We start from the raw sequence: 12,012 nt of genomic DNA on the forward strand, positions 1-12,012 counted from the left end.
CGGCTCCTAATGGTATAGTTAATAGGCTGCGGCAAAAAAGCGGCAAATTATGCGGGAAAATCAATTTATTGGAGGGAAACATGATAAAAAACTATTTAACGAGCCTGAAACAGGAGTTTTCGGGCTACAACACCGCCAAGCTGACGAAAGACATCATGGCGGGCCTGACTGTTTGCGCGGTGGCGCTGCCCCTTGCGCTGGCGTTCGGCGTATCTTCCGGCGCTACGGCAGCTGCGGGTCTTGTTACGGCGATTATTGCGGGCGTTGTCATTGCAGTACTCGGCGGCGCTTCGTTCCAGATTTCCGGCCCCACAGGCGCGATGAGCGCCGTTTTGGTGGGCATTGTGGCGTCTTACGGCTTGCAGGGCGTGTTTTTCGCGTGCTTTGCGGCGGGCGCACTGCTGCTTTTAGCCGGTATTTTTAAGCTTGGGCGGCTCATCAGCTTCATCCCAATGCCCGTCATCATGGGCTTTACGTCCGGCATTGCGATTATTATCGCGATGGGGCAGATCGACAATTTCTTCGGCACTGCGTCCGAGGGCAGCTCGAATTTAGCGAAAATCGCGTCTTACGCGCGCCTCGGCTTCCACCCGAATCCCCAGGCGGTGCTGATTGGTTTGCTTGTCGTTGTCGTGATGATTGTCTGGCCGAAAAAGTTGGGCGCACGCGTGCCGGGCTCGCTTGTGGGCATCATTTTGGCAACGGTCGTTTCCGCCCTGTTCCGTATGGATTCCATTGCGACGGTGGGCGACATTCCGCGCACGCTGATGCTCGCTGACCGCCTTGACCTCGGCAGCCTGAACCTTGACATGCTGAAGAACCTCATCTCGCCCATTGTGACGATTGCAGCGCTCGGCATGATTGAAAGCCTTTTGTGCGGTGCTTCGGCTTCCCGCATGAAAAACGAGCCGTTCAATGCCGATCAAGAGCTCATCGCGCAGGGCGTAGGCAACATGCTGCTGCCGCTTTTCGGCGGTGTGCCGGCTACGGCGGCCATTGCGCGCACGAGCGTAGCGGTGAAATCCGGCCAGCAGACGCGCCTTGCGAGCGTGTTCCACTCCGTTTTCCTGCTCGCCTCCATGTTTCTGCTCGGCGGCGTGATGGCGCGCCTGCCGCTTGCGGCACTTGCCGGCGTTTTGATGGTAACGGCGTGGCGCATGAACGACTGGAGCGGCATCCGCTACATTTTCAGCCATAAGCTAAAGTCCGGCATCAGCCAGTTCCTCATCACGATGCTCGCAACGGTGATCTTTGACCTGACGGTCGCGATTTTGCTCGGTGTTGCGTACTCTGCGATTTTGTACATTGCAAAATCCAGCCAGATTGGCGTAAGCTTCTCCAACATTGACGCGAATAAGCTGCGCACGGTGGAAGGCAAGCCGCCGGTGCTGGAGACGACCGGCGTTGTGTACGTGACAGGCTCGCTGTTCTTCGGCGCGGTGGATGAATTCAACCGCCGCATGGCGGAAATGCCTGCCTACGACCATGTAATCTTCTCCCTGCGCGGCATGCCGAACATGGACGTTTCCGGCGCGCAGGCCGTTTTGGAGCTGTGTGAAAACCTGCAGAAGCAAGGCAAAACGGTCGCCTGCTGCGGCATGGCAGACGGCGTGCGCACCTATTTTGACCGCACGGGCATCACGGTGCTTCTCGGTGAAACCGCGTACTTCTGGAACGCGGAAGACGCGATTTTAGACCTGCTGAGTGCAGAAATTGCAGAGTAAAATAGAATTATAAATAGCATCACCCCCGTTCCGTTTTGTGCGAAGCGGGGGTGATGCTTGTTTTAAAACAAAAACCCGCAGGCGAGGCATACGAGCGTATGCTTTGTCTGCGGGGAAATGTTTGAAAGATTCGCTTTTGCGTCCCTCGAGAAAAATCCTTGCGGATGATTATCTCTTGGGTAAGTGAGATTAGCGCTTGCTGAACTGCGGAGCGCGACGAGCTGCTTTGAGACCGTATTGCGCGAGTTTTTGAGCTGTTTTCCCTTGATATTCCGGGCTTTTCCGGCTTTCTGCTTCTCAGTTATCCGGTGTGCGGACCATAAAAAACGGCCTTTTTTCATTCAGCGATAGCCTGATGAAACGCACCATTTACTACCCCAAACAACTCCTCTGGTTTATTATACTTCACTTTTGCATAGATGTCCATAGTTGTTTTGCTGTTTTCGTGTCCGGCAAGGTATTGTACTGTCTTTGGATCAACGCCCGCATAGAGAAGATTGGTGATGTAAGTGTGCCGCAGCTGATGAGGTGTCACATCAAAGTCCAGCGTATATCTGATTTTGGGTTGATTCTTCTTGGTCATACCCAGCGTTGGAGTAACCGTATATTTGATACTCTCCCCATTTACATACTTATAATAGTTCCGGGGCTTAGTGGAGCGGACAACGACATACTGCCACACTCTTTGGAACTGCGAGGCAGCCAGTGGCTCTCCTTTGCTGTCAGCGATCACATAATCTGATATGGAATTTTCTTTCGTTTCTCTCAGACAGTCCACCAAACACTTCGGTATCGGAATATCCCTTTTTGCCGCCGGAGTCTTTAGCACCGTAGAAACCACGGGTCTGTTATGCTCTGTACGCCATGCCCGCCTCACCGATAGATAAGGTGTATCCTCGTCCAGAAACACACAATCCCATTGCAGTGCAAGAATTTCTTCCCGACGCAGACCGGAATACAAACCGAGCATAATAAACAAATATGGAGGAAGCCCCTTGACTGTATCCAGAAGCACGGCTACCTGCTGATCTGTCAATGCCTCCTTCTTTTTTGTCGGTTTTCCGCCTTTACCGGATATTCCCGCACAGGGATTGTGTTCAAGAATTTGGTTTCTCTCTGCCGCATAAAAAATGCACTTGAGCAGCATATTGACCTTATTGTATAAGCCTTCCGATTTCTTTGACAATGGAACAAGAGCCAGCCGAATATCGTCAGCAGTCACTTCTTCCATATACATCTCTCCCAGAGGTTTGATGATATAGTTTGTCATATCCCTCGTATAACCTCTGAGTGTAGACGCAGACACCTTTGCCGACTGCATCAGCAGCCACTTCTCTCCATACTCAGCTACTGTCGGGTGCTGCCGGTGAAAGATAATTTCTTCCACCTGCTTCCGGGCCTCTAACTGCTTCTCATACAATTCTTCACAAGTAGCGGCATACAAACTCAACTCTTTGCCATCTGCATCCGTAATCCTGGTTCTGTAATACTGGATTCCTTTCAATGTAATGGTCCCATACTTCGGGATCTGTGTTTTCTTTTTTGCCATCTTTGATCGTCCTTTCTTGATAATGTGTAGTCTCCGTATCTACACTCTCTTTTTATCAGAAAGCCTCGATTTAATCAAAGATACGGCTGATGTAAAACAAAGAGCGAGACATCCTTGCCTCGCTCCTGCTTTACTTCCTATTTTATTATTACTGTGCTGCGTCCCAGCTTGCAAACGCGCAACTCATTGATCTGACCAGCTCATCTGGTCTGTTGTACTTAACCTTTGCATAAATGTCCATGGTAATCTTGCTGCTTTCATGGCCTGCCAGGTATTGAACCGTTTTGGGATCTACCGATGCATGAATGAGATTGGTAATGTAAGTATGCCGCAGCTGATGGGGTGTTACTTCAAAGTCCAGACTGTAAACCACTTTTCCGTTATGAGCAGCCTTTTCTCCCAAGACAGGTGTGACAGTATGCTTTACTCTTTTTCCATCTTCATACCGATAATAGCTCCGCTCCTTGACCGTCCTCGTAACAATATATTGCCAAAGTCGCTTAAACTGCGTGTAGGACAGCGGTTCGCCGTCCCGGTTTGAAACCACATACTCCGAAGTCGATGTTTCCTTTGCTGCTTTCAAACACTCAGCCAAGCAAACAGGAAGAGGGATATTTCTCTCCGCAGCCTTGGTTTTCAATTCGTCTGAGATTACCGGTCTGTTGTGTTCTGTGTGCCATGCCCGCCTTACCGTCAGATATGGAGTATCCGTATCCAGATATACTGAATCCCATTGCAGAGCAAGAATTTCTTCCCGGCGCAGCCCTGCATATAAACCAATCATGACAAAGACATAAGGCGGCAAATCTCGGATAGCATCCAAAAGGCGTGCTGCCTGTTCATCTGTCAAAGCCTGACGATCCTCTTGTGGAACACCGCCACCTTTTGTCGTGAGATAAATCGTCGGGTTATGGTCAATGATCCTGCTTTCCATTGCTGCGCGAAAGATAGATTTGTAAAGGATTACCACAGATTTATAAACCGATGCAGATTTCTTGGAAACCGGAACAAGGGCAAGCTGAATATCATCCAGGCTAACCTCACCCATCCGTTTATCTCCCAATTCCGCTATAATATGCCGCCTGACCTTTGAGGTGTAATCCGTCAAAGTAGTAGCTCGTACATGAACCGACTGCATCAGCAGCCACTTTTCACAATACTCTGCAACTGTGGGCGTTTTCCGATGAAAAGTGGCATTCTCAATCTGTTCCAACGCAAGCGTTTCTTTGTTGTATAGTTCTTCAGGTGTTTTTGCGTAGATAGCTACGAGCTTACCATTCGTGTCTTTGATTCTGGTCCTATAATATAGGACACCTCTTTTCATAACTGTGCCATATTGAGGAAGCATTATTTTCCTATTTGCCAATTCCTCCACCTCCTAAGAATATACTCCAGTGCTGTATCTATGTTTTATCAGACCATTATGATTTCGACAAGGATACGGACCGGCTCACACTCCAGCTCTGCGAGGTTTACGATATGTTGCGTTCTTTTCTGCTGGCTTTGCTCTGTGGGTGCATTTTGCGATATACTCCTGAAGGCCCGCCGAGGTAAAGTACACACAGCCATTCTGCACATATTGCACATAAGAAATAAGGCCATTGTTACGGGCCGCGTCCAGCGTTGCAATGCTGATACCCAAAATTTCTGCTGCTTCTTTTCGCGTAATAAGTTTTTCCATAAAGCATATTTCCTCCAATCCGTCAAGTTTGTCATCGTGTTTGTTCAAAATCACATGAATACGCTGGCAGCCGAAACCACCAGCGCATGGTATCTGATTTTGAACAGAAAGCGGCAAACGCTTCCTATTTATATTTCTCAGCTTTCGTCACATTTGCCACGCCCCCTGACGATGGGAACACAATAGGTCTCCGCTGGCGCGGATGTCATAACTCCGCAGCATCGTTCGTAACGTGTGCCGCAGGGTTCCCCCCAAGTCTTTGGCGGGCCGTGAGGAAGTATCTTTAAGCCCCCATGTAGTCATCGCGCCAAATCTGCCACCATTCTTTTATGAAATCGTAGATCGCTCCGAAGCAGTGCTTTCATCACCTCCCTGACTGCTCCATCCTCGCGGCGTTTCATATTCGCTCATACATGGGTTTATGTACCTGTTGTGCTGTCTATTCGATTGTCAATGTGCAGATGAAGGAGGAAAACTTGTCCTTCTTATTAACACTGACAAAAAAGGCAAAAAACAGGCGCATCAAATGAAACTTTATCAAAAATATTTTCCGAGCTGCTTTAAGCCACGGCGGATACTGTCTCGAACACGGCTTGGATCTACACCTTCTACCCCGGCAATTTCATTTACCGTCATTCCCAGGTAATATCGGGCATAAATCCTCTTTGCCTGTTTTTCCGGTAAATTCATCACAGCAGAATAGACCTGCTCCTGAAGCTGCTTTTCCTCCAGAAGCATCTCCGGTGTTTTCGGCTTCAACAGCACCGCATTTACAATGCCATTCTCGCAATCCAGAGAATACTGTGCTTTATAACGATACATCTTTCGCTCATACGCAGCCTCCGCACGTTCAGCTGCTCGAATAGTCTCCATTACTTCCTCTGTCACATCTACAAAAAAGTCTGTTGTATAAACATCAGGATAAAGTTCCCGAAGGTTAATTTTCTTCATTATGTACCTCCATTTCGATTCACGGGTGATTGACGAGTGAATCGAATGGAGGTGGGGAACGACACCGGTATACAGCCGGATTATCTCCGAAAAAAAGGCAACAAAAAACGCCAGATTCCCGCAATGGGAAACTGGCGCACCAAGAACAGTCATTATTATGCTGAATCACATGGAACGATAATGCCGATGCAATGCTATACTTGCCCGGAGGAGGGGCAATGCTTTTTTTAATTGATGTAGATCATGGGAGCTTTGAAAAAGCAAAAGAGACACGGCAAATTAACCTCCAAGTGGCTACCGTGTCCCTGCAAGTCGTCATTAGTTTGTGTAAACGCAAAGAAACGGCGGCTCTGAAATTGTCCTTCAAAACCGCCGATTGAGTTCAAACCTTAAAATAGCGCACGAAATTATCTGCCCCAGTCAACGGTTTTTTTCTTTCCCCGGACGGGGCAGATAACTTATTATGCAGAGCAGAGCGGAGCCGATGTGCGCTAATCGGTTCCTTGTACTTTCTCCTTCAGCTTTCGGAAAGATGTATCACTGATGGCGTGTTCAATCCGGCAGGCGTCTTGTTCCGCTGTTTCCTGATCGACGCCAGCAGCGATAAACTGCTCCATAAAAAACAAATGGCGTTCATAGATTTTCTCGGCAATCTCCCGACCTATGACGGTCAGATGAAGGAACCCATCATCATCCACGGTCAGAAAACCTCCATTTTTCAAAACGCCTACCGCATGGCTGATACTCGGTTTGCTAAAGCCCATGTGCCGGGCAAGGTCAACGGAGCGAACCATGCCCTGTTTCCTTTGAAGAACCAACACGGCCTCTAAGTAATCCTCGCCTGACGCATATAGTTTCATTGCCTCCTCCTTCCCACGGCTATTTTAGTTTCCATCCAATCGCTTTCTTGCGAATACCAATGAAATCTGCATAAATACCAGGCTGCCTTATCAAATCCTCATGTTTGCCTGTCTGAACAATGTGACCACCAGACAACACGAAAATTTGATCTGCGTTTCTGACTGTTTTTAGCCGATGAGCTATCATAATAACCGTTTTATTCTTTGTCAGTTCTGCAATAGCACCCATCAGAAGATTTTCATTTTCTGGATCGACGCTTGATGTAGCTTCGTCTAAAATGATGATAGGAGCGTCTTTCAGGATTGCTCTGGCAATCGAAATCCGTTGCTTTTCACCGCCGGACAATGTAGCGCCTCCCTCTCCAATTACGGTGCCATAACCATCTGGCAGGCTCATAATAAACTCATGGCAGCAAGCCTTTTGAGCTGCTTTTACAACTTCTTCATGGGAAGCCGCTGGATTGCCGAATTTGATATTATTTTCTATGGTATCAGCGAAAAGATATACCTTTTGGAATACTTCGCTAATATTGGTAAGCAGACTGTCCAGTGTGTAATCCCGCACATCTACACCGCCGATTGTAATTTTTCCTCCGTCAACATCCCAAAACCGGGCGATCAGGTTACAAAGCGTACTTTTTCCGGCACCGGACGGACCGACGATAGCCGTTACGGTTCTTTCGGGTATAGTCAGGCTCACATGATCCAGAACCTGGTGTTCGCCATAAGAAAAAGAAACATCATCAAAAACAATATTGTAATTTTCAGGCTTTACGGGTTTACCATGTTCGTCCATGACGGGAGTTTTGTCAATTTCGTTTACTTTGTCAATCGAAACATCCAGTAACCGCAGGAGTGCGGAAGTATTTCCGGCTGACTGAAGCTGACCAAAGAGCATAAAGGATGCTACTGTCATCAGCAGACAAATGGAAAGCGCCATTGTTCCATTCAGGTAAAAGTACAGTCCCTCCGCTATAACAAGAATACTTGTTCCGTAGAGAATGATTTGTTGCAGCATATTGTAAGGGACGAATGTACGCTCTAATTTCAGATTTTTATCCTTGCTGTCCAGAATTGCCTGTCTCATTTTGCTATTGGAATTTTGACCGAGATTAAAGGATTTTACAATCAGCATCCCTTGAACGTATTCCAGCACATTAGAAACGAGGGCCTCCTGGGCCTGCTGTCTTTGTGGCGAAACCGTTTCCGATTTTTTCTGTAACCGGCCGATGCACCATGTAAAAAGCAGAATCCCGCACAAAATCGTCAGTCCGATCCGCCAGTCGATACAGAGCATAACAATAGTAATAATCGCTGCATGGATATAGCCGCCTAATATGTTGGTTAGCACCATGGACGCATTATTTTCAATATCGCCCATAGTCGTAGTGACGACAGAAGTCAAATTCCCCAAATTGTGATCGTTGAAATACCCCATCGGCATATATTTCATGCGATCTCCAATATGAATCCGTTTCTCCGCGCACATAAAATATCCAATTTGCACCTTGCCGAAATCTGAAATGTAGCTGCAATAAATTTTAAGCAGCATACTTGCCAGGGTGATTCCAAATATCATCCAGATCATAGACGTAGTAAAACCGTCTGTTAAACCCGAAAAAACCATGGCTAATGCTCCAAAGGACATCATATCAAAAAGGGAGTGCAGGACAGAAAAAAGGATAGCTTTTTTCATTGTCCCCTGCATTTTCCCTGAAAACTGATAAATCTTGCTTAATGTCTTTATCATCTTCGCACCTCCTACGCCACATCTTTTGTGTCCATGTGCGCTTTCCACATTTCCTGATAGAGCGTACAGGAAGTCAATAAGTTTTCATGTGTTCCTTCGTCAATAATCTGCCCATCTTTTATGACAACAATTTTATCTGCATCGGTAATCGTAGAAAGACGGTGCGCAATCATCAGAACGGTTTTCCCGGCAATCACTTTTGCCATTGCCTCTTGAATTAAGGCTTCATTCTCGGCGTCAATGTAAGCGGTTGCCTCGTCAAGAATAACAATCGGCGCATTTTTCAGTACAGCGCGGGCAATCGCAATTCTCTGGCGCTCACCGCCCGACAAGTGACCTCCTGCACCTCCGACAACTGTATGGAATCCATTTTCCAGATTCAGAATGAAATCATAGCAGCCACAATCTCTGGCAGCCTGATATACTTCTTCATCCGTTGCGGATGGTTTTCCCATACGGATATTTTCTAAAACAGTTTCGTCAAAAAGATAGTTGTCCTGTGAAATATAAGCGATGTTATCCATAAGCTGTGACAACGGAATTTTGCGAATATCTGTTCCGTCTAACTTGACAGTTCCGTTTGTTACATCCCAAAATCCCGCAATCAGCTTCGTAATGGTAGACTTGCCGCCGCCACTGGGACCGACAAAAGCGGTAATGCTGTTTTCTGGAATAGAAAGGTTGATATTTTTTAGCAACGGCTTTTCGCTTTCATACGAAAAGCTGACGTTTTCTAACACAATATTGGAAGAATGAATAGACACCGGCATTTCCGGGCGATCCAGTTCTTTTTCATCCAATACGGCGCACAATTCCCCGACTACTGATTTCATTTGAGAAATGCTGTCCGTAAAGTTCATGGCATTTAAAATTGGTGTGATAATACCCAATGACAGCACGATACAGGTAACAAATGCCGGAACGCTCAGGCTCCCGTTCCGGTACAGGACACAGCCAATAGGAAGAACACACACTAACACACTGGGCCAGATTGTAACAAGCATGGATTTGTAAAGCTGCACGCTTTTCATCCAGTTCACAGCATAGGCCGCATTATCTTCAACGGCATCTGAATATTTCTGGTAAGAATTAGCAGACTGATTAAACGCCTTAATGACTTCTATTCCGCCGATATACTCAACCACAGTGCTGGTCATTTTACGCACGCGCATAATAAGACCCTGGAATTTTTCTTCATATCCATTTGCCATTCCCTTATAGCACAACATACCAATCGGCAGGGTAATCAATGCAGCCAGCGCCATTCTCCAATCCAAAAACAGTAGGTAAATCAGAATACAAATCGGAATACAGAGATTCGCTGTCAGCTCCGGTACTAAATGCGCAAGGGTCGTTTCCATTCCCTCCACACGATCTACCAAGACATTTTTTAATTCTCCCGATGGGGTGTTAATCATATAGCCCATCGGAACCCTGGTAAGTTTATCTGCTAGTTTCAGGCGGATCTCCGCCAGAGTTGCGAAAGTGGCCGTATGGGAAACTAAAGTAGAGAAATTTGCAAAGCATACTTTCCCAAGGAAACCAATTCCCGCAATCAGACACCACTCCATATAGACGGACACAGATGTCTCTCCATCCATCAAGAGAATCACAATTTTTGAAACTGCAAAAAACGGCAGCAATCCGGCGGCAACACCCAGGATTGCCAAAATCACTGAAAGAACATATTCACCCTTATATGGAGCGGCAAGTTCCATCAGTCTGGACATGGGATTATCTTTCTTGTCCATTTCACATACGCTCCTTTTCATAAAAATAGAGGTTGGTTAAACACTTCTAACCAACCTCTATTATATCTATTCGGCTATTTTCTGCCACTCTGATAGGGCGTTAAACCCTCCATTTAGACATTGGATTATATTTATTCCGCAGGCTGTACGTTATCGATCTCAAAGAACTGTGGCACGCTGGAGAAAGTATATCCGGCGATTTTGGAGGAATTATATACAACCAGATCCTTAGAATAGGAGATCGGAAGGTCAATCACATTGTCGTTGGAAACATTCAGTGCAGTAGCAATCGCACTCTGAACCACTTCGGGATCAGCAGAGGTGGAGAACGCATTTACCGCATCCGAATAGCTCTGGAAATCCTCAAGTGCCTGCAAGGAAATAGCATGAGGATCAGCACCGAGGGATTCCTGCAGGAACTTGTGCGGTTCAGTATAAGACCCTTCTGTATTCCATGTTGTAATGTCATAATTTCCTGCAACGCCTTCGGTCCACCAGGTCATCTGATCCTGGCCGGTAGTGGTTACGTCAATACCAACCTCTGCAAGCTGGGTCTTAATTGCAAGAGCCATGTCCTGTGCAAGAGAAAGATCAGTCCAATAGGTGTAATTCAGGGAAAGCTGCTGTCCATCTTTTTCACGGATACCAGTGCTTTCATTCATCACCCATCCAGCTTCATCCAGAAGTGCATTTGCTTTATCCAGATCATAGCTCCATGTGCTGTTATAAGTAATGTCTGTGTAGGGCGCTCCGGGTGCAAACAGGCTGGTGGCCGGAGTTTCGTATCCATAGGTCAGGCCCTTGGTGATTTCTTCCTTATTGACAGCGTATGCAATCGCCTGGCGAACCTTAAGATCGCTCAAAATTTCGCTGGACGCATTCAGAACCAGGTTCCGGGTCAGGGTATTTCCATCATTGATTGCGCCCTCGATCCCATCCAGAGAAAGAGCCTGATTATAGTCATCATAGCTGAGAAGGTCAGCACCGTAAATCAGGTCAACCTCACCAGTCTGTAATGCCTGAAGTCTGGAAGATGCCTCCGGGATATACTTTATGACAACTTCATCATAGTAAGGAGCTTCGCCCCAATAGTTTTCATTTCTGACAAAACGGGTGCAGTCACCGGAAATCATTTCTTCGCGGATGTATGGACCAGTGCCGACAACATCTGTGAATGTCTGGAAGTTTTCAGCTTCAAACACATTCGGGGACATCATACCAGCAACATTCTGGAAGCAGAAGTCATTGATATAAGAGAAGCAAGGGGCAGCATAATGAACGGCCACCGTGTATTCGTCAACAACCTCTACGCTTTCAATGTTGTAAATGCCCTTGATACCGCTAAAATTAGGGTTGGAACGGTCAAAGTCCAGAATTTCCTTTACGCTTTCCGCATTAAAAGCGGCTCCATCTGTAAAAGCAACATCCTGACGGAGCTTAAAGGTAAGGACAGTATTTGTCTCATCCCATCCCCATTCCTCGGCCAGTTTGGGAACAATTTCCCCGTCCTCGTAGGCAACCAAAGTCTCATAGACCAGGCCGCAGGCGATATTATTCTCCTTGTTCATGGTCAGTGTCGTAAGGCTGTCCAGTTCCTTTGCTGTGACGATTGTCAGCACCTTCGCTTCGTTTTCATTAGCCGCTTGCGTCTGCTCGGAGGTATCGCTCTGACCGCAGCCAACCATGGACAGAAGCATACTCACGCCCAATGCAGCGGCGAGAAGTTTCTTGTAAATCTGTTTCATG

Annotated in this window: 10 protein-coding genes; 2 read left to right on the forward strand and 8 right to left on the reverse strand. The window is 47.0% G+C overall.

The window, feature by feature from the left end:
* The first annotated feature begins 80 nt into the window (after window positions 1–80).
* Window positions 81–1,724, forward strand: a complete 1,644-nt coding sequence (locus R2K26_RS13595) for a SulP family inorganic anion transporter (protein WP_316522659.1) — start codon at window positions 81–83, stop codon at window positions 1,722–1,724.
* Between the two features lie 337 nt (window positions 1,725–2,061).
* Here R2K26_RS13595 and R2K26_RS13600 read toward each other — a convergent pair whose 3' ends face one another.
* The 4 genes from R2K26_RS13600 to R2K26_RS13615 all read right to left on the reverse strand — a co-directional run bounded on the left by R2K26_RS13600 (window position 2,062) and on the right by R2K26_RS13615 (window position 5,905).
* A complete protein-coding gene (locus R2K26_RS13600) occupies window positions 2,062–3,273 on the reverse strand; it encodes a site-specific integrase (protein ID WP_316522662.1) in 1,212 nt (403 codons plus the stop codon).
* A 148-nt stretch (window positions 3,274–3,421) separates the two neighbouring features.
* A complete protein-coding gene (locus R2K26_RS13605) occupies window positions 3,422–4,639 on the reverse strand; it encodes a site-specific integrase (protein WP_055224659.1) in 1,218 nt (405 codons plus the stop codon).
* Window positions 4,640–4,723: 84 nt separating this feature from the next.
* Window positions 4,724–4,954, reverse strand: coding sequence for a helix-turn-helix domain-containing protein (locus tag R2K26_RS13610; protein WP_008728422.1), 231 nt, complete (start codon window positions 4,952–4,954; stop codon window positions 4,724–4,726).
* Between the two features lie 537 nt (window positions 4,955–5,491).
* Window positions 5,492–5,905, reverse strand: coding sequence for a sigma-70 family RNA polymerase sigma factor (locus tag R2K26_RS13615; protein ID WP_148447488.1), 414 nt, complete (start codon window positions 5,903–5,905; stop codon window positions 5,492–5,494).
* A 218-nt stretch (window positions 5,906–6,123) separates the two neighbouring features.
* Between R2K26_RS13615 and R2K26_RS13625 the strand changes: the two genes are divergently transcribed.
* Window positions 6,124–6,285, forward strand: coding sequence for a hypothetical protein (locus R2K26_RS13625; RefSeq protein ID WP_316522691.1), 162 nt, complete (start codon window positions 6,124–6,126; stop codon window positions 6,283–6,285).
* Between the two features lie 111 nt (window positions 6,286–6,396).
* On the opposite strand, the gene R2K26_RS13630 is transcribed toward R2K26_RS13625, so the two are convergent.
* From R2K26_RS13630 to R2K26_RS13645, 4 genes are all read right to left on the reverse strand, one after another.
* Window positions 6,397–6,765: a metal-dependent transcriptional regulator gene (locus R2K26_RS13630; RefSeq protein WP_316522694.1), complete on the reverse strand. Its 369-nt coding sequence runs from the start codon at window positions 6,763–6,765 to the stop codon at window positions 6,397–6,399.
* A gap of 19 nt (window positions 6,766–6,784) precedes the next feature.
* Window positions 6,785–8,515: an ABC transporter ATP-binding protein gene (locus tag R2K26_RS13635; protein ID WP_316522698.1), complete on the reverse strand. Its 1,731-nt coding sequence runs from the start codon at window positions 8,513–8,515 to the stop codon at window positions 6,785–6,787.
* A gap of 11 nt (window positions 8,516–8,526) precedes the next feature.
* Window positions 8,527–10,266: an ABC transporter ATP-binding protein gene (locus R2K26_RS13640; protein WP_118760975.1), complete on the reverse strand. Its 1,740-nt coding sequence runs from the start codon at window positions 10,264–10,266 to the stop codon at window positions 8,527–8,529.
* A gap of 131 nt (window positions 10,267–10,397) precedes the next feature.
* On the reverse strand, window positions 10,398–12,011 hold the full coding sequence (locus tag R2K26_RS13645) for a nickel ABC transporter substrate-binding protein (protein WP_202183511.1): 1,614 nt from the start codon (window positions 12,009–12,011) through the stop codon (window positions 10,398–10,400).
* Between the last annotated feature and the right edge of the window lies 1 nt (window position 12,012).

The organism is Neglectibacter sp. CSJ-5 (genome assembly GCF_032490475.1).
Taxonomy (GTDB): Bacteria; Bacillota; Clostridia; order Oscillospirales; family Acutalibacteraceae; genus Hominenteromicrobium; species Hominenteromicrobium mulieris.